Source organism: Vibrio sp. 10N.247.310.17 (genome assembly GCF_041466605.1).
Taxonomy (GTDB): domain Bacteria; phylum Pseudomonadota; class Gammaproteobacteria; order Enterobacterales; family Vibrionaceae; genus Vibrio; species Vibrio tasmaniensis_A.
This window is the reverse complement of record NZ_JBFSTC010000046.1, coordinates 17,830-37,606: the sequence shown is the minus strand read 5'-3', so window position 1 is coordinate 37,606 and position 19,777 is coordinate 17,830. Positions and strand designations below refer to the sequence as shown.

The 19,777-nt window shown below is 45.0% G+C and carries 16 protein-coding genes; 8 read left to right on the top strand and 8 right to left on the bottom strand.

All coding sequences use genetic code 11. The features are described from left to right. Positions 1-138: 138 nt before the first annotated feature. On the top strand, positions 139-2,109 hold the full coding sequence (locus AB6D80_RS13880) for an AsmA family protein (RefSeq protein WP_372188810.1): 1,971 nt from the start codon (positions 139-141) through the stop codon (positions 2,107-2,109). Positions 2,110-2,148: 39 nt separating this feature from the next. Here the strand turns inward: AB6D80_RS13880 and AB6D80_RS13875 are convergent, their stop codons facing one another. The 3 genes from AB6D80_RS13875 to AB6D80_RS13865 are packed head-to-tail and all read right to left on the bottom strand — an operon-like array spanning position 2,149 to position 4,448. Beyond that, positions 2,149-3,084 carry a bifunctional GNAT family N-acetyltransferase/hotdog fold thioesterase gene (locus tag AB6D80_RS13875; RefSeq protein ID WP_009848032.1) on the bottom strand — a complete coding sequence of 312 codons (936 nt, stop codon included), beginning with the start codon at positions 3,082-3,084 and terminating at the stop codon, positions 2,149-2,151. A 16-nt stretch (positions 3,085-3,100) separates the two neighbouring features. Beyond that, complete coding sequence (gene dtd, locus AB6D80_RS13870; RefSeq protein ID WP_004735590.1) at positions 3,101-3,535, bottom strand: D-aminoacyl-tRNA deacylase; 435 nt, start codon at positions 3,533-3,535, stop codon at positions 3,101-3,103. Then, entirely contained in the window at positions 3,507-4,448 is a 942-nt protein-coding gene (locus AB6D80_RS13865) for a virulence factor BrkB family protein (protein WP_012603002.1), read from the bottom strand. The genes dtd and AB6D80_RS13865 overlap by 29 nt, the downstream gene beginning before the upstream one ends. 205 nt (positions 4,449-4,653) lie before the next feature. On the opposite strand from AB6D80_RS13865, the gene AB6D80_RS13860 reads away from it, so the two are divergent. Then, positions 4,654-5,295 (top strand): DUF2959 domain-containing protein, encoded by a 642-nt coding sequence (locus AB6D80_RS13860; RefSeq protein WP_017099256.1) that lies wholly within the window; start codon positions 4,654-4,656, stop codon positions 5,293-5,295. A gap of 20 nt (positions 5,296-5,315) precedes the next feature. Further along, entirely contained in the window at positions 5,316-5,846 is a 531-nt protein-coding gene (locus tag AB6D80_RS13855) for an AAA family ATPase (protein ID WP_371707175.1), read from the top strand. A gap of 192 nt (positions 5,847-6,038) precedes the next feature. Here AB6D80_RS13855 and typA read toward each other — a convergent pair whose 3' ends face one another. After that, the gene (typA, locus tag AB6D80_RS13850) at positions 6,039-7,871 is read right to left on the bottom strand and encodes a translational GTPase TypA (RefSeq protein ID WP_009848036.1); all 1,833 of its coding nucleotides are present in this window, start codon (positions 7,869-7,871) and stop codon (positions 6,039-6,041) included. A gap of 563 nt (positions 7,872-8,434) precedes the next feature. Here typA and glnA point away from each other — a divergent pair. The 5 genes from glnA to AB6D80_RS13825 all read left to right on the top strand — a co-directional run bounded on the left by glnA (position 8,435) and on the right by AB6D80_RS13825 (position 16,143). After that, positions 8,435-9,844 (top strand): glutamate--ammonia ligase, encoded by a 1,410-nt coding sequence (gene glnA, locus AB6D80_RS13845; RefSeq protein WP_009848037.1) that lies wholly within the window; start codon positions 8,435-8,437, stop codon positions 9,842-9,844. A 240-nt stretch (positions 9,845-10,084) separates the two neighbouring features. Then, entirely contained in the window at positions 10,085-10,660 is a 576-nt protein-coding gene (locus tag AB6D80_RS13840; protein WP_371707176.1) for a DUF4124 domain-containing protein, read from the top strand. A gap of 168 nt (positions 10,661-10,828) precedes the next feature. Continuing rightward, complete coding sequence (glnL, locus tag AB6D80_RS13835; RefSeq protein ID WP_371707177.1) at positions 10,829-11,905, top strand: nitrogen regulation protein NR(II); 1,077 nt, start codon at positions 10,829-10,831, stop codon at positions 11,903-11,905. Between the two features lie 110 nt (positions 11,906-12,015). Continuing rightward, on the top strand, positions 12,016-13,419 hold the full coding sequence (gene glnG, locus AB6D80_RS13830) for a nitrogen regulation protein NR(I) (RefSeq protein WP_371707178.1): 1,404 nt from the start codon (positions 12,016-12,018) through the stop codon (positions 13,417-13,419). Positions 13,420-13,527: 108 nt separating this feature from the next. Continuing rightward, positions 13,528-16,143, top strand: coding sequence for an EAL domain-containing protein (locus AB6D80_RS13825; protein ID WP_372188807.1), 2,616 nt, complete (start codon positions 13,528-13,530; stop codon positions 16,141-16,143). Between the two features lie 83 nt (positions 16,144-16,226). On the opposite strand, the gene hemN is transcribed toward AB6D80_RS13825, so the two are convergent. The 4 genes from hemN to AB6D80_RS13805 form a co-directional block, all read right to left on the bottom strand. After that, positions 16,227-17,618 carry an oxygen-independent coproporphyrinogen III oxidase gene (gene hemN, locus AB6D80_RS13820; protein WP_371707180.1) on the bottom strand — a complete coding sequence of 464 codons (1,392 nt, stop codon included), beginning with the start codon at positions 17,616-17,618 and terminating at the stop codon, positions 16,227-16,229. 347 nt (positions 17,619-17,965) lie between these two features. Continuing rightward, positions 17,966-18,454: a DUF2489 domain-containing protein gene (locus AB6D80_RS13815; RefSeq protein WP_372188805.1), complete on the bottom strand. Its 489-nt coding sequence runs from the start codon at positions 18,452-18,454 to the stop codon at positions 17,966-17,968. 6 nt (positions 18,455-18,460) lie between these two features. Next, complete coding sequence (yihI, locus tag AB6D80_RS13810; RefSeq protein ID WP_004735577.1) at positions 18,461-19,018, bottom strand: Der GTPase-activating protein YihI; 558 nt, start codon at positions 19,016-19,018, stop codon at positions 18,461-18,463. Further along, a complete protein-coding gene (locus tag AB6D80_RS13805) occupies positions 19,018-19,656 on the bottom strand; it encodes a class I SAM-dependent methyltransferase (protein WP_004735576.1) in 639 nt (212 codons plus the stop codon). The genes yihI and AB6D80_RS13805 overlap by 1 nt, the downstream gene beginning before the upstream one ends. Positions 19,657-19,777: the final 121 nt, after the last annotated feature.

Sequence of the window (19,777 nt, the reverse complement as noted above, 5' to 3'; positions counted from 1 at the left end):
CATCTGTAGGATCGTTCAACTGATCAGGAAAATGCTTAAATGATCAGTGTTACCTCTTTTGAGGGGCTTTTTTGTTGCTGCTTGACCCTTTTTGTTCCACTCTGTTTTAAGACGATTGAAATTTAAGGCTTTCAGGGAATGAAAAAGGTATTCATGGTGTTCGGCATTGCGTTGGCTATCGCCGTTGCAACTATCGCAGCATTGCTATTAAGCCTGCAAACCCAATACCGTACGGATATTACTAACTTTTTTATCAAACATGCGATTGAACAACCTGTGCTCATTGAAGATGTTGAGTACCAGTCGCCTTATCACATCACCTTAATGGGCATTACCCAAAGCCAACCTGAAAAACAAACACCGCTGTATATCGACAAGATTGACCTTTGGTTCAGCTCCAGCTCGATTACGGAGGCCAAACTGGTCTTTGAATCTGTTTTGATCAGCGGACTGCAGTTAGAAGCCGACGACCTAGAAACGCTCGCCTCTTTATTTACCCAGCCAAGCATTAAGATCCACCAGCTGGCCATCAACAATCTCGACTTTTCAACCCCAGACTTTAACGCGCGAGGCATCGATCTTCAGATCTCCGACCCAACGTGGAACAACGACAACTCACTTCTACCTTATGGAAAAACCCAACTTTCTGCCTCACAGCTGTATTGGCAAGGCGAAGCGTTCGATAACCTGTTGATTGACCTAGATCTTAAACCAAGTGATAGCACCCTGTATGGCGCTTCGTTTGACTGGCGTGGTGCCAAAATTTCTGGTCAAGCAGAGCAGTATCAGCAAGATTGGTCGTTGGTGAATGTGACCGTCGATGGCTTACGACTCAATCAGAAACAGACCCAAAGCCTACTAAGCAAAGAGTGGGATGTGCCAGGTATTCAGATCAATCACATCAATAGCTTAGATATTCTGCGTAGCGATGTAGAGTGGCAAGATGGCCACCTCGCAGCTTTTGATGCCTCGTTAGAAAATATCCAACTGCCTTTTGAGCTGTGGAAGCAACAGAGAGCCATTTTCTCTCTGCAAGCAGAGGGAGTGAGCATTGATGATGACATGTTCATAGAGCCAAGTATCAAGCTCAATTTAGATCCGAACCAGATTCTGATTGAAGACTTCTATACTCAATTCCTACAGGGCACTGTTCAACTTAATGGCAAAGTAACCCCTAACAGCATTCTATTAGCACAGCTCGACCTGCAAGGTATAAAGTGGATTACGGAAAGCCAAGATAGCCCTCTACCCGCCACTCGCTTGATACCTTGGCTCACGCAGCTCCAGAATGTCGAAATTAGCCGAATTAACATAGAACGCAACCAACTTATCCAACTTGCACAAAAGCCTTACTGGCAGGTCTCAGGATTACATATCGAGGGGTATCAAGTTCAACTTTTACAGGATAGAAAGCTAGGTCTGTGGCAAGGAAAGCTGATGGCCAGCGCGAATGATGCCAGCTATCAAAACATTATTAGCGCACAGCCAGTGGTTGAGATGAATAGCGAGCAAGGAAAATGGACGCTGACACGCCTGTTTATGCCACTAAAGCACGGCTATATTGAAGCCAACGCAACACTCGACTTCAACAAAATCAGTAAGCCATGGAGCTTAGAGATCTCTGCCGATGGATTACCGATAGCACCCATGTTACAGCAACTTGAACTACCGCTCGACGCAACCGGTTATGGCGAATTTGAACTTCAAGCTGCGGGTTTATACGGCGATTCATTAATGCTCGGCTATTCCACAACAGGTCAACTCACTGGTAGCGTTCGCCAAGGTGTGATGACCTTTAATGATAAGCTTTCTGAAACATCGACTGATAACGTATTTGAAATCCCAGAGCTCAATGCGAATTTTGACCGTGGACGCTTCACACTTGAACCAGTGCACATTATTGGTGCATCGGCAGCAGAGCAAAGCGAACAAAGGATTCAAACGTTAAATGGCGAAATTTCTGGAGAGCTCGACTTGCTAAAAACCGAGCAACACACTCTCTCTATTTCACTATCCGACCCATGCCACCAAATATCAGGAAAGCTCACCCAAGCTGAGTATTCCGAGATTAACGACTGCCAACAAAAAAGCGCCACTCCACAAGAGTAGCGCCTTCTATCTGTATCTTTATCTGTTAGCCATTGTCAGCTATACGCTTACGTTGGAGTCTGTTGATAATCTCTTTTTGTAGTCAGGGATCAGCATATAGGTTCCCGTAAACTCAACCGCCTCCACGTCGCCACTGTTAATGGTCACGTGAATGATGATACGAGCTTTTCTTCCAGACGCGAGGCGATCTAAATCGCCACTGATCCCATCCAATGACGTGGATGCCACTGGGTTTTGCTCAACTGGATGACGGTAACGAATATTACTATCTGCTAGTACGATATCACCTGTCAACCCACGCTCCTTCATTAGTAACCAAGTCATACCCCAACCGGTTAAGGTCGCCAAGGTAAAGGCTGAGCCAGCAAACATGGTGTTATGAGGGTTAAGGTTTGGATTCAACTGAGCACTACACTCGAACTGATAACCCGTGTATTGGTTAATCTTGATGCCCATCTTGTCACTGATCGGGATCTGATGCTCCCAGCGCTGCTGAAGCTCATTACACCATTCTGGTTTGCGCAGTACATCAGCCATTGGATCAAGAGGTTTTACCATCTGTTGGTGACGCACAGGCCCACGTTGGTCGTTAATCTCACCACGACGCTCAAACTCATTCTTCTCATAGAATGAGATCGCATCTTCACGAGCATTACACACCAAACGCTTCGCACCTTCTTGACGTGCCAGTGACTCTAGCGCAACCAAGATAAGTGAGCCCATGCCTTTGCTTTGGCGAGAGTTCTTCACCGCCATATAGCGAATCTGCCCCTCTAGATCTGGGGTGATATAGAGACGACCAATCGCCATCGGGCGACCTCGACCATCAACAATCATGCGATGGTGACTCATTGGGTCATATTCATCGCGCTCTGAACCGACCGGCATTCGCCAAGGTTCACGGAGCATTTGCCAACGAAAATGGTAATACTTGTTCAGTTGATTTTCGGTGGTCGGGGTTATGAGTTTAAACATGCTTATTCCTTTAAGCCTAAACCTGCAGCCAGAATGTCACTGGGCCATCATTAACCAAAGACACTTTCATGTCGGCTGCGAATCGGCCACGTTCCGTTGGCAACACTGATTCACATTGGTCAGAGAAGTAGTTGTAAAGACGCTCTGCATCTTCTGGGTGAGCACCGCGAGAAAATCCAGCTCGTGTCCCTTTCTTGGTGTCAGCTGGCAAAGTGAATTGAGACACCACTAATACCTTACCTTCTACCTGCTTCACGTTAAGGTTCATTTTATCGTCTTCATCTCCAAAGACACGATAAGTGGTCACTCGTTCCATCAAACGTTTGGCTTTGGCTTCGTCATCACCTTTTTCTACACCTAACAGAACTAATAAGCCTTGCTCAATCTCACCCACTACTTCGCCATCAACACGGACGGCAGCTTCACTTACTCTCTGGATCAGTGCTATCACTGTTGTTTCCTTGCTCTGTAATTTTGTCTTTATCCGACGAGTGTACCATTTCTTGAGAGTCACTCCACTGTTCCTGCTCGCCCAACGCGGCCGTCACTTCAGCACCCACTAACACAATCAACCAGCACAAATAGACCCAAACAAAAAGAATGGGAATCGCCGCTAATGCGCCATAAATCAACTGGTAAGACGGAAACTGAGTAATGTAAGCTGCAAAGCCTTTCTTGCTGAGTTCGAACAACAGAGCCGCCACTAGAGAGCCAGCTGCCGCATGAGAAAAGTGAATCTTTTTGTTGGGAACCAACAGATACAGACCGAAAAACGCAAAGAATGAGGTAATCAAAGGGAGCTTGCGAATCACGGTATTAAAAGCACTCGACACGACTTCGTTTTGTAACAAGTTTAATGATGTCACATACGAGGTTGCAGCAATGCTCGCTCCGATCAAAATAGGCCCAAGTGTTAGCACCATCCAATACATCGAAAAAGACAACACAGCACGTCGCTTTTCCGTTACTCGCCAGATGTAGTTTAGGTTTTTATCAATATTGGAGATCAGCATCAGAGCGGCAATGAATAAGAACACACTGCCCACCGCCGTCATCTTGCCGGTATTAGCAACAAACTCCAGTAAAGCACCATGCACCGCATCCCCGGAAGCGGGAACAAAGTTGGTAATAACGAAGTTTTGAATCACTAAACCAACATCAGCAAAAACTGAAAATGACGACAAAATAGAGAGCAAAACCGTCAACATCGGTACGATCGAGAGCAAAGTAATGTACGCCAAGTACCCTGCATTCACATTAACTCTATCGTGCGTCATCCGCGTAAGAAGATAGCGGGAAAACTGGATGCTTCCTGTAGCTGCCTTTTTTATCTTCAACTTGTAACTCCCTGGTAACTCGTTCATAGTCCTAATTAATATTCCGTTATATTAATCACAGTAAGTAAATGTTCAAAAATAGCGTAGGAAAAAGGCTTGAGAACAAGGCAGAGTTTTGTGATAAGTAGTTATTCTACAATCAAAAACTCTAACGCCGTTATCGAGCATTTTAACAAGCTAGGTTGAGCAGTTATTTACTACGATTGATATTATTTAACTATAGGAAACTAGGATGCCTTATTTAATAGTTATAGTCCTCTCTATTTTTACTCTTACTGGATGCCAATCAGCTTATTACTCCGCCATGGAGCAAGTGGGTTACCACAAGCGTGACATTATGGTTGATAGAGTGGAAGACGCTAAAGAGTCGCAACAGGACGCTCAGGAAGAGTTTACTAGCGCACTTGAAGCTTTGAGTAGCCTAACTAATTTTAGTGGCGGCGACCTTGAAGACATGTACAACAAGATTAATGATAAATACCAAGACAGTGAAAAAGCCGCACAAAATGTCAGTGACCGCATTGCTGCGATTGAAGATGTGTCGGATGCGCTATTTGCAGAGTGGCAGGGAGAGTTGGACCTTTACACCAGCGATTCACTGCGTCGTTCAAGTGAGAAAAAGCTGCGTGAAACCAAATCATCTTACCAGACCATGCTGTCAGCGATGAAACGGGCTGAGAAGAAAATGGATCCGGTACTCAACACTCTTCGCGACAACACGCTTTATCTCAAACACAACCTCAATGCGAGTGCCGTTGGTTCATTGCAGGGAGAGTTTATGAGCTTAGAAAAAGACATCGCCTACGCGATAGAACAGATGAATGCGGCGATAGCAGAATCGGATAAGTTCTTGGCTCAACTGAACCAGAAGTAGCACTACAGAGAAACAACAGTATGCAGCCTATCATTATTACTGGCGGCCCCGGAGCCGGAAAAACAACTCTGATTAATGCCTTGGGTGACATAGGTTACCCAACCTTCGCAGAATCCTCTCGCCAATTGATAGAACAACAGAGCCAACTTGAGAACGGTATCTTACCTTGGTTAGACCTACCGGGCTTTGCTCGCTTGTGTTTAGACGTGATGAGCGAGCAAAAAGAGCAAGCGAAGCAGCACCAAATTGCTTTTCTTGATCGCGCCATTCCAGATATCTGTGGTTACTTGTCTCAGGCTAATCTTGAGGTTGATGAGAACTACCGAGAAGCAAGCCAAGGCTACCACTCACAAGTCTTGTTCTGTCGGCCTGATGCTTCAATTTATGTACAAGATGATGTGAGACCTTATCCGTTTGAGGAAGCGTTAGAGATTCACCACGCTTTAGTAACAGTCTACCAAGAGCTTGGGTATAAGGTTGTCGAGGTGCCATTTATGTCGGTCGATGAGCGGCTTCAATTCGTTGAGCGTTACTTAGGTACCAAAAGCTAGATCCCCAACTCGGTCGTTCCTCCCTCTTGAAGATGACGAATACTTGAACGCCTTTCGTATCTCGCATCTCGTTTACCCGTATCTACTCCAACACCACATAAAACAAAAGCCCCGAGCAGCTAGGCTGCTCGGGGCTTTCTTATTTATTCTAAAACGTATTGCTTGAATAGCTAGAAGCTAGTCAGCTGGCAATTAAGCCTTAGCTGGACGTGCTGCACGCTTACGTTCGTTTTCAGTAAGAAGTTTCTTACGGATACGTACGTTAAGTGGCGTTACTTCTACTAGTTCATCTTCATCGATAAACTCAAGAGCTTGCTCTAGAGTGTGCTTGATCGGTGGAGAAAGAACTTGTGCTTCATCAGTACCAGATGCACGAACGTTCGTTAGTTGCTTACCTTTTAGACAGTTTACTGTCAGGTCGTTTGAACGGTTGTGAATACCGATTACTTGACCTTCATAAACTTCATCCGCGTGCTCTGTGAATAGACGACCACGAGCTTGAAGGAAGAATAGAGCGTAAGTAAGAGCTTTACCCGTTGCGTTCGAGATTAGAACACCGTTGTTACGCTGACCAATGATACCGCCTTTGTAAGGACCGTAGTGATCGAACGAGTGGTAAATAAGACCAGAACCAGACGTCATTGTAAGGAATTCAGTTTGGAAACCGATAAGACCACGAGAAGGCATCATGAAGTCCATGCGAACACGGCCTTTACCATCTGGTGCCATATCTGTTAGCTCACCCTTACGTAGACCGATGCTTTCCATGATCGCACCTTGGTGCTCTTCAACTACATCGATAGTAACCGTTTCGAACGGTTCCATTTTCTGACCATCTTCTTCTTTGATGATTACTTCTGGACGAGATACTGCTAGCTCGAAACCTTCACGACGCATGTTTTCGATCAGGATAGAAAGGTGAAGTTCACCACGGCCTGATACGCGGAAACGGTCTGGACTTTCAGTTTCTTCAACACGTAGTGCAACGTTATGAACCAATTCTTTTTCAAGACGCTCAAGGATGTTACGTGAAGTTACAAACTTACCTTCTTTACCCGCGAACGGAGAAGTGTTTACTTGGAACGTCATTGTTACTGTTGGTTCATCAACAGATAGAGGTTCCATTGCTTCAACAGTGTTTACGTCACAGATAGTGTCTGAAATTTTCAGCTCACCAAGACCTGTGATTGCAATGATGTCGCCAGCGTTAGCTTGTTCTACTTCGTGACGCTCAAGACCTAGGTAACCAAGTACAGTACCTACTTTACCGTTACGTTTTTTGCCTTCAGCATTCACGATAGTTACTTGTTGGTTTGGCTTAACAGAACCACGAGTAACACGAGCAACACCGATAACACCTACGTAAGAGCTGTAATCAAGTTGCGAAATTTGCATTTGTAGTGGACCGTCAAGGTCAACTGCTGGTGCTTCTACTGTATCAACAACAGCTTGGAACAATGGTTCCATGTTCTCGCCAGTTTCGCCTTCAGTCATTGTTGCCCAACCGTTTAGCGCTGAAGCGTAAACAACGGTGAAGTCTAGTTGCTCATCTGTAGCACCTAGGTTGTCGAAAAGGTCGAATACTTGATCCATAACCCAATCAGGACGAGCGCCTGGGCGGTCAATCTTGTTGATTACAACGATTGGCTTAAGACCGTGTGCGAATGCTTTTTGCGTTACGAAACGAGTTTGAGGCATTGGGCCATCAACTGCGTCAACGATAAGCAGAACAGAATCAACCATAGACATGATACGCTCAACTTCACCACCGAAGTCCGCGTGTCCCGGAGTATCTACGATGTTGATGCGGTAATCATTCCAGTTGATTGCTGTGTTCTTAGCAAGGATTGTAATGCCACGCTCTTTTTCGATGTCATTCGAATCCATGACACGCTCTTCAGCTTCACCACGAGACTCAAGAGTGCCTGACTGTTGTAGTAGTTTATCAACCAAAGTCGTTTTACCGTGGTCAACGTGCGCGATGATCGCGATATTTCTTAACTTATCAATCTGTGGAGTAGACATGGATTCTCGATTCACTCATAAAAGTAGCCGTCACTTATCTCAAAAGTTTGGATAATAACCGCTAGCTTGATTTAAAAAACGGTCAATAATATACCAGATTCTAGACAAAAACCCAGAAATATGTGATCTGAACCAAGGCTTTTTTCTTTATTAGCGATTCATATCCGCTTAACTTTGGTTCCGTACAGTGTCTAGTCGACTAATTCGTAGGGTTATCGAAAAGTATCACCCGCGAAGTGGGCAACCAAATCTCAGGTAAAATAACAAAAGTGGATTGACAACTTAGGCAATTCATTGCTGAATGGTGTTCGCTTATGTCTCATATTGGTGCACAGATAAATGGTTGCACCAATACAGTGCAACCAAAGATCATTTTGGTGCAAAAGTCAGAGTTCGCAAATCAAGAAAACAAGTAAATCATTGAAATTAATGGAATAATTTTTTTGGCACGTTTTTGGCTATAGATAAATCAGCATCGATTAATGCACGTATAGACATTAATCAATGCTGGTTTCAACCGAATCGAGCTAATACCGAATTAATAACACTGGAGGTTATCCAAGATGTCAGTAGAAAATGTACTATCCCTGATCCAAGAGAACGAAGTTAAATTTATCGACTTACGTTTTACTGATACAAAAGGTAAAGAGCAGCACATCTCTATTCCTTCTCACCAAGTTGATGCAGACTTCTTCGAAGAAGGCAAAATGTTTGACGGCTCTTCAGTAGCTGGCTGGAAAGGCATTAATGAATCTGACATGGTAATGATGCCAGACGCAGCTTCTGCTGTACTGGACCCATTCACAGAAGATGCAACGCTAAACATCCGTTGTGACATCCTTGAGCCTGCAACAATGCAAGGCTACGACCGTGACCCACGCTCTATCGCTAAACGTTCTGAAGAATACCTACGTTCTACGGGTATCGCAGACACAGTTCTAGTGGGTCCAGAGCCAGAATTCTTCCTATTCGATGACGTTAAGTTCTCAAACGACATGTCTGGTTCTTTCTTCAAGATTGATGATGTAGAAGCAGCTTGGAACACAGGTTCTGACATCGAAGGCGGTAACAAAGGTCACCGTCCTGGCGTTAAAGGCGGTTACTTCCCAGTAGCTCCTGTCGATTCATCTCAAGATATCCGTTCAGCAATGTGTCTAGTAATGGAAGAGATGGGCCTAGTTGTTGAAGCTCACCACCACGAAGTTGCAACTGCGGGTCAAAACGAAATCGCAACTCGCTTCAACACGCTAACAACAAAAGCGGATGAGACTCAAATCTACAAGTACGTTGTACACAACGTTGCGCACGCATTTGGCAAAACAGCGACATTCATGCCTAAGCCACTAGTTGGTGACAACGGTTCTGGCATGCACGTTCACATGTCATTGAACAAAGATGGACAAAACTTGTTTGCTGGTGATAAGTACGGCGGCCTATCTGAAATGGCTCTTTACTACATCGGTGGTGTAATCAAGCACGCTCGCGCAATCAACGCATTTGCTAACCCATCAACGAACTCATACAAGCGTCTTGTACCTGGTTTCGAAGCACCTGTAATGCTTGCTTACTCAGCACGTAACCGTTCTGCTTCTATCCGTATCCCAGTAGTACCAAGCCCGAAAGCACGTCGTATCGAGCTACGTTTTGGTGACCCAGCAGCTAACCCATACCTATGCTACTCAGCAATGCTTATGGCTGGCCTTGACGGTATTAAGAACAAGATCCACCCTGGCGAAGCTATGGATAAAGATCTATACGACCTTCCTGCAGAAGAAGCAGCTGAAATCCCAACAGTTGCAGAATCTCTACAAGGTGCTCTAGCAGCACTTAACGAAGACCGTGAGTTCCTAACGGCTGGTGGCGTATTCTCTGACGACTTCATCGATTCTTACATCACACTGAAATCTGACGACGTACAGCGCGTGAACATGGCTACACACCCACTTGAGTTTGAACTGTACTACTCAGTTTAATCCTCCGTCGGTTAGCATGTAATTCGTACTGCAGTAAAAGCTATTGCAACATGTAAGAAGCACTAAAAAATATTAGGCTCGCCTCGCAGGCGGGCCTTTTTTCTATTCTCCCTCCCCCAACTTCCTCGTACCATATCTTAAACAAAAGCCCTCAGAGGCTGTTGCTATAAATACAATAAAATCAATAACAAAACTAACGTCAAACGTGAAAACACCTAACGGTGGAAAGAGGCTAACGATATGAAAAACATACTGTTCCTAATCGGATTAACAGTCGCATTCTCGTGCTCTGCTCAAACGGTGTACACCTGGGAAGATGAGGATGGCGTGCTTCACTTTAGTGATACCCCTACCGATCAAGGTGCGGAGGCTCTTCGCCTACCTGACGTACAAGCTTCCGCGCCAGCCCCTAAATTTGAGGCCTCAACGCCTGTTGACGCTGCAGATCCCTCTACAACTAAAACGGCAACACCAGCTCAAGCTCAAGCTCAGGAAAAAACAGATAACACGAAACGAGAGGTACCCGCTCAGTTAGCCCTCAGCATGCTGACTCCAGTTCATGATCAAACCATCCGCAGCAACCGTGGCTTAATCCCAATAAAAATAGAACTCAACCGCAAGCTTGGTATTGGAGAGCAGTTGCAATTGATGCTCGATGGTCGTCGTTATGGCGCTCCACAAACCCAACCTAATTGGGAATTGAAAGGTATCGAACGAGGCACTCACACCATTGCAATTCAAGCACATAGAAGCGGCAAGCTTATTGCATCTACTAGTCCAGTCACCGTGTATTTACATCGAGCGACGCTCAAGTAAGCCAATGTGTTAAAAGAGGCCAAATTACCTCTACTTTTCACCTGATCGAAGCAGCTTTCAGCGACTCTAATGAATTATCTTTAGCTTCTGGTTGATATGCGCCATACTTGAACTTAGCTTCGCACCAATTTGGTGCAGTGAGAAAAACACCAGTTCAAGGACGAAATAGTGAATCGATCAGCCAAAAGCGACAGCATAGATACACATCATCTTTCCAGCGCCATTCTTGACAATATGGTGACCTCAACATTGATGCTCGATGAGCAACTGTATGTCCGATACGCCAACCCGGCGGCTGAACAACTCTTTTCGCAAAGTGCACGACGTATCGTTGATCACCCTCTGAGCCAACTTATCCAGCACGCCTCACTGGATTTAGCGCTGTTGACTCAACCGCTACAAAGTGGCCAGAGCATTACCGACAGTGACGTTACCTTTGTGGTTGATAACCGCCCACTAATGCTTGAGGTAACGGTGAGCCCAATCTCTTGGCAGCGAGAAACGCTGTTATTGGTTGAGATGCGCAAGATAGACCAACAAAGACGCCTCAGCCAAGAGCTCAACCAACACGCACAACAACAAGCGGCTAAACTATTGGTGCGCGGATTGGCCCATGAGATTAAGAATCCATTGGGCGGATTAAGAGGAGCCGCGCAGCTACTTGGTAAAATGCTCCCTGATCAGTCCCTTAATGAATATACGCAGATCATTATTGAGCAAGCCGACCGCCTGAGAGCTTTGGTCGATCGCCTGCTTGGCCCACAGAAACCGGGGACCAAATCGGAAGAGAACCTTCACCAAATACTTGAAAAAGTAAGGCAACTCATCGAGCTAGAATCAGGTTCAACACTCGTCATCGAACGAGACTACGACCCGAGCCTACCGGATATCTTGATGGATTCAGCACAGGTAGAACAAGCCATGCTCAATATAGTGAGCAACGCAGCTCAGATTCTGAAGACTCAAGAATCCGGAAAAATCACCATTCGCACCAGAACGGTGCATCAAGCAAACATTCATGGTCAGCGACACAAACTCGCCGCTCGCATTGAGATCTGCGACAACGGCCCGGGTATCCCCGATGAATTGAAAGACACCCTGTTTTACCCAATGGTCAGCGGACGAGAAGGAGGCACAGGGCTAGGGCTATCGATATCTCAAAACCTGATCGATCAACACAATGGGAAAATTGATGTTGAAAGCTGGCCGGGCAACACCACATTCACGATTTATTTGCCGATATAAGCAAAGCTGTGTCTCCCACTGGAAACAACGTTTCATTGGCAACACTGAATACCGAACAATAAAAACAACAATGATTATCACAATAGATTTGGCTGCAAAGGAATTGAATTATGAGTAAGGGATACGTTTGGGTCGTCGATGACGACAGCTCTATCCGCTGGGTAGTAGAGAAAACACTTTCATCTGCGGATATAAAGTGTGAAACATTTGCTGATGCAGAGAGCGTATTACTTGCTCTTGAGCGCGAGACGCCAGATGTATTGGTATCTGATATTCGCATGCCCGGCATTGACGGTATTGAGCTTTTGCATCAGGTTCATCTACGCTCTCCCGACCTGCCAGTGATCATTATGACCGCGCACTCAGACCTTGATGCGGCGGTCAATGCCTATCAAAAAGGCGCTTTTGAGTATCTGCCTAAGCCGTTTGATATCGATGAGACACTGACTTTAGTAGAGCGAGCAATCGCCCACAGCCAAGAGCAAAAGCGAGAACAAGCCAGCGAAGTAGCCGAAGACACCAACGCGCCAGAAATCATTGGCGAAGCGCCTGCGATGCAGGAAGTCTTCCGCGCCATTGGTCGTTTGTCTCGGTCATCCATTTCCGTGCTAATCAATGGTGAATCAGGTACAGGTAAAGAACTAGTCGCACACGCCTTACATCGTCACAGCCCAAGAGCGAAAAAACCCTTTATCGCCCTGAACATGGCAGCCATTCCCAAAGATCTCATTGAATCAGAGCTGTTTGGCCATGAGAAAGGCGCGTTTACCGGAGCCAACAGTGTTCGCCAAGGGCGTTTTGAACAAGCCAACGGCGGAACGCTGTTTTTGGATGAGATCGGTGATATGCCACTCGATATTCAGACTCGACTACTGCGCGTGCTGTCTGATGGCCAGTTTTATCGCGTAGGTGGACATTCTGCGGTTAAGGTCGATGTTCGTATCGTTGCCGCAACCCACCAAGATCTTGAGCGCTTAGTACATGACGGTGGTTTCCGTGAAGACCTTTTCCATCGACTCAACGTTATCCGAATCCATATTCCGGCACTGCGCGAACGTAAACAGGACATTGAAAAGCTGACTCACCACTTCCTAGCATCAGCCGCTGAAGAGCTTGGCGTAGAAGTGAAGACACTACACCCAGAGACCATTCTGAAGCTCAATCAGCTCAATTGGCCGGGTAACGTACGTCAGCTTGAGAACATTTGTCGTTGGCTAACTGTAATGGCGAGCGGCAGCGAAATACTCCCTTCGGATCTACCACCTGAGTTGTTGGAAGAGAAGGTTGTGATCAGCGAAGGTACTGATGGTAATTGGCAACAACTGCTGGCTAATTGGGCCAAGAGTGCGCTTGATTCCGGCGAAAAAGAGCTGCTGACTTATGCTCTACCCGAGTTTGAACGTATATTATTAGAGGCCGCACTCAACCATACTAATGGCCATAAACAAGATGCAGCGAAAGTTTTAGGATGGGGAAGAAATACCCTTACTCGTAAACTCAAAGAGTTGTACTGATCTTTATATGCCTCTACATACATATTTTTTAAAGCTAAAAAAGTGTCGCTTGCTTTGAATAGTATCGGTACAATTACAGTACACTATCTATCCAAACTGTAGCTAAAGATGTCTTTGAAAACACAAATTACCTTGAGAACCGCAGTGGTTCTGCCATTCGTGATGATATTTCTCTTCACTATGGGCGTAATGATTTTCACTCAAAAGCAAAGCTACAAGGAGATGGTGAGTGATATTAGTGCGCGCCAACTAACATCACTCACTGATAACGTTCATCAAAGCCTTGCCGATTTTTTAGAAAAGCCATTTCACGCTAACCTTTCACTAAGTCATAACATCGGTTATCACAACCTTTATAAAGAGGGAGATCTTAGTCAGGTTCAAGACTACATCCTTTATAAATTTTCTCGTCATTTCCAAGCTGTTCCCCAACTAGATGTGATTAGTTTTGGCTCTGCAGACGGTAGCTACGTCGGTTTTCGAAAAGAAGTTAACAACGGCTACACTTTGATGGCCCGAGATGACCGAACCCAAGGCCAGCTGGTCATTTATCGTGGCCACACGATTAGCGAAGACATTCGAACCGTGATTTCAGCTTACGACCCAAGAGTTCGCCCTTGGTACACTCCAGTAGTGACACAGAACAAGGCTGTATGGTCATCAATTTATGCCAATGCAGATGAACGACAAGAGATCACTTTATCGGCTCTTGCTCCTATCTATAGTGATAACGAGCTCAAAGGTGTCCTCGCCAGCGATATTAAGATCAACACTTTTAATGCTTTTCTCAAGGATCTCAAAGATAAAACGGATGCCTCTGTTTATATTATTGATAAGCAACAGCGCTTAGTCGCTCATTCGGGCGGAGGCAGCGTGGTCTCTTGGGGAACAGGACAAACAAACAAAGGCCAGCGCTTGTTAGCAACAGAGAGTGCTAACGCGGTAATACGTGAAAGTGCCCGTTATGTAGATAAGTTTCATCTAATCGATGATTTAAATGTGCAGCGCTTTAGTTTTAATTTAGATAACGAACGATATTTCAATCAACTTACCCCTTATGAAGATGAGTACGGCATCACTTGGATTATTGGTATGTCGATCCCAGAAAGTAGCCTACTTGGTGAGTTACCAAAAAACCAAAGAAACAGTTGGTTACTCGGTCTAACGCTCAGTTGCATTGGTATTATCGCTGGATTAATTGCCTTTAATCGCGTAACTCAACCCATCACTTCAACTGCAGGGGCAGCAAAGCGCCTCGCCAAAGGTGACTGGGATACGAGCATGCCAAAAACGGGCAATATCTATGAAATTAGCATGTTAACTGCGTCATTTAATGAAATGACCAACAATTTGAAGGCTTCTTTTCAGGCGTTACAGGCTCAACTTACCTATGACTCATTAACTAAACTGTATAGTCGTGAAGGCTTTATTGATACAGCCAAGAAAAACCCTGAAAACGAAAAAGGTACACTTTACTTAATTGGTATTGACCGCTTTCGAGATATTAATGATAGCCTCGGCCATTACAATGGTGACCAACTGCTTATCATTGCGGCTGCTCGTTTAAGAGGTACGCTGCCATCGAACTTCCTGTTAGCTCGAACTGGCGGGGATGAATTTGCGATTTACGCTCCTAACATCAATCAAATAGATGACGTCCAGCTACTGACGAGCCGCTTGCTTCGAATCTTTACCTCCCCATTTGCCATGGAATCAGAAAGCGTGGTGATCAAAGTATCAATGGGTGTAGTGAATGTCTCGAACGTCAACGACATTACACTGCTGCTACGCAACAGCAGTATAGCCTTGAGCAACGCAAAGCAAGACAAAACCAGTGTCAGTATTTACAACCCAGAAATGGGCAAAGCATCGAGATATCGTACCAAGATGCTGGCACGTCTTAACAAGGCAATTGAGCTTCAGCAGTTCGAGCCCTTCTATCAGCCTATAATCGACCTGGAATCCGGAGCTACCATAGGTGCCGAGGCTTTGGCTCGTTGGGTAACGGACGAGGGTATAATCTCACCTTTGGAGTTCATTCCTTTAGCAGAAGAAACAGGATTGATCTACGACATTGGTAAGCAGATTTTGCACAAGTCATGTCGAGATGCCGCAATTGCGATTGAATCTGGAAAATGGAATAAAGACTTCTCTATTCACGTTAACTTATCTGTCGACCAACTGAGTGAAAGCGGATTCATTGAATTGGTTAAAACCACGCTGCGTGACACCAAATTACCAGCCCAAAACCTGACGCTAGAGATCACTGAATCACGCATCGTCGACAATGACCAAACCATCATCGATAATATGCTGACGCTAAAAGCACTAGGCATCTCGATTGCAATTGATGACTTTGGTACCGGCTATTCGTCACTGGCTTACTTACACAAACTGCCATTTGATTGCTTAAAGATCGATCGCAGCTTCGTCAGTAAATTGGAAAAAGAGAACCTAGACAGCTCCATCGTCGCGGCCATCGTCAACATTACCAAGGGTTTCAAAGTGAGTTTGGTGGCAGAAGGCGTTGAAACACAACAACAAGCTGAACTACTCAAGCAGCTTCAATGCCCATTAGCTCAAGGTTTCTTATACAGCCGTCCAGTTCCGTTTGACCAATGGCCTACCGACCTCGGCAGTAAGCTAAATGCCAAGTTTAAAACGAATAACAAAGTCGAACAAAACGCAGAGGCTAAACAGGGCACCAAAGAGAGCCTCACCTAAATCAGGCAGAAACCGAATGAGTCAGATACAAAAATGCCAGCATGATGCTGGCATTTTTTATGTTTCTATTCTCTATCGAGTTATTAGATGACGCGAGAGAATTGCTGTTGGCGAGCCTTGGCACGTAGGTATTTATCAAAACACATACAGATGTTACGGATCAGCAAACGGCCACGCAAAGTTACGCGGATTTCTTTGTCATCGACTTCAACCAACTCATCGTTGATAAAGGTTTGTAGAAGCTCTAAGTCTTCTTTGAAGTAGCGATTAAAGTTAACCGAGAACTCAGATTCGATCATTGTTTTATCAAGCTTGAAGTTACAAATCAGCTGCTTGATCACTTCTCGACGTAGAAGGTCGTCACTGTCTAGAGCTACACCTTTCCAAAGTGCATGACGCAGGTCATTCACCTGAGCGTAGTACTTCTTCAGCTCTTTTTGGTTTTGTGCGTAAGCATCACCAACCATAGAAATCGCAGAAACACCGAAGCCAATTAGGTCAGCTTCACCTTGAGTAGTGTAACCTTGGAAGTTACGATGCAGAATACCTTCACGTTGTGCTACGGCTAGCTCATCTTCAGGTAGTGCGAAGTGATCCATACCAATGAACTGATAACCCGCACCGGTTAGCGTCTCGATAGTATCTTGTAAGATAGCCATCTTCTCTTTCGCTTCAGGTAGGTCTTCATCTTTTATCTTACGCTGCGCAGCAAACAGTTGCGGCATGTGTGCGTAGTTAAATACAGATAAACGGCCCGGCTTCATTTCTAACACTTGCTTCAATGTTTCAGCGAACAAAGCTTGAGTCTGCTTTGGTAGGCCGTAGATCAAATCCAGGTTAGTTGAACGGAAGCCTAGCTCTGTCGCACGTTGAACCATTGCAATAATGAACTCTTCATCTTGCTCACGGTTAACCAGCTTCTGTACTTCTTTATTAAAGTCTTGCACGCCAATGCTCAGACGGTTGAAGCCTTCATTTCGAAGGTGGTCAAGTACGTCTAGCTCAATCTCACGCGGGTCAACTTCAATACTGATTTCAGCGTCAGAGGTAAAGTTAAACTCTTCACGCAAAATGCCCATCAAACGAGTGATTTGTGTTTTGGTCAAGAACGTTGGTGTACCACCACCGAAGTGCAGTTGAGTCACTTTACGGCCATTCAATAAAGAGGCGCGCTGGCGGATTTCATGTTCAATCACATCCAAGTACTCATCCGCTTTATGCGAGTGACGAGTAATGACTTTATTACAACCACAGTAGTAACAAAGCTTGTGACAAAATGGGATATGCACGTAAAGAGAGAGTGGACGATCAGGATATTGAGTACACGCCATGTCGTAATCAGCGACAGTAAACGCTTCATGAAACTCCAACGCAGTTGGGTATGAGGTGTAACGAGGTCCCGAATAGTTGTACTTGTTTAAGATTTCTTGATCCCAAACGATTTGCTGATTCGTTGTTACTGGCTTGCTCGACATAGCGGTACTTCCAATTTAGATCCGCGAGAACCTAAGGTCTCTCAAATCATTTTACATACATTAAAATATAGACGGGTTATTTTGCCACACGACCAGTAAGGTCGTTCCAAGACAAAATCAATTTTTCAGACAAAAACTCAGAACTGCTAGCTTGATCACTAACAAAGCGTCGGGATTAACGAGACGCAAAAGGTAAGAAAGCCCATTTAACATTGTCTATTAAAAAGCAAGGCGACTTAAAAACAATATGCCTTTAAGACAAAGCGTCTTAAAGGCATAGGTATTAAAAGCAGCACGTCTTAAAAATGGAGTGTTCAACAAGCCTCTATATTAAATAGTCTTAGTGACTAGATCATCTGAATGTTGATTTGGTTGTTGAGAGGCTTAACCTTCTCCTGCAACCTTTTCAAATCTTCGATGACCGCATCATTCAAGCGAGTCTCTGCCTTATGGCGCGTGAGATTCTGCTGCATGCGATCTTTCTTCGTCAGTTCCTGCCTTCCGTCTCCGCGAGCCATATCTTTTACGATATGGTACAGCTCAGAAAGAGCAGGATACTCAGAATCAAAATCGACACGCTCATCACCCTGAACGTTATCCATAATGATACACACTCGGATACTGATCTCAGGTAAGTCACACTGGCCTTGAATACCCGCTAAGCACAAAGTATTTACGTTGTCGTAAATCGTCGCGTTACGTTTTTCAATGGCAAGTGCTTGATGCTGCTTTTGCAACTCCGTCTGCTTCTTCACTTGAAGTAGAAGGTAACCTGCGTAAGAGCCCAAGCCGAGAATGATAATTCCACCAGCAATTGCTAATAAGGTTACGTTCATTGGCTATTAACCTTTAAAGCTGTCTAAGTCGAAATCTTCGAATTGAGATAGCAAGTCTTCGTCAGAGCTTGCTTTCTTCTTAGAGGCAACCGGTGCTTCTTCGAAGATCTCTTCTTCATCGTCTTCTGGCTCTAGCAGACCTAAGCGGCCCATTAGGTGTTCGATACGATCAAGTTTCTCATCAACAAACTTCTGCAGACCAGCACCTAGGTTTTCACCATTTTCGATACGATCTAGCAATGTGTTCAGTTGAGCATCATTCTCAAGCATCTCTAACTCTTGTTCGTTAGATAGCTTGCGCTCTTGTTTCGTCGACTTCTTCGCTGGTTCAACAATCAGCGGGATTTTTTTCTTGCTGCCTAAACGAGGGTCGCGAGCTAGTGCAGCTTTACGCTGTTTTGCTTCGCTACCATCTGAGTGACGGCTGCCAGACTTAAGGCCTTTACGCTTTTTAACACGCTTACGTTCACGACCTTCAACATCAGATTCACTACGGTTACGAGTAACCATAGGTTCCGGAGCGCCAAGTGCTCCCGGTTTTCTTGATTTCTTACTACGACCCATTACTGCACTTTCCTCAGTAAAATTACATCATTTCCAAAAAATTCTAGTTCGAGCTTATCCCGCTCTGCCAAAAACTGGAATGTTTGACGACTAAAGAAGACGACATGTGTCGGGTCATTCTTGTAGTGCCAACCAGCAAACGCGTCTACGTCTATTACTAGTTTAGTCATAAGACCAATCCAGCCCTTGGGTTTAACTAAATTCAACCATTGCTGCCACACTTTGTCTGGGTGATAAAGATGCTCTATCACCTCCGTGGCAGTCATAAAGTCATACGTTTTTTCCAACACAGAAGCTTCTGGGTGGTAATAGATATCGTACAACTCCATGGTGTGTCCGGCTTCTTCTAACATAATAGATAGCGTAGGGCCTGGGCCACAACCAAAATCCAACCCGTGTGAGTTAGATGAAATTTTGTCTGTTAGTGGATCCGCGATGCGAGATAGAAAACGGCGATAGCCTGCATCACTAGGATCGTTCTCATGGAGATCATAGTGTGCTTTCTCTTCTTTTGCTTCTAACCTTTGTTCAGGTTTAACAAATACCAGTTCACATTGCTGACACTGCAGATAGGCTCTGCGTTTGTCTTCAAAATAGTGATTCACGCCTTGGTGATGGCATAAGGGACAAGTATACATAGCACATCCTTAAACAGGGATGCGAAACATACCAGAAACTAAGTTTATAGTGGAGAGGTATTGGGTGTTTTTTCATCAAATCAATAAAAAAAGCGATAGGAAAACCTATCGCTCTCTAAAT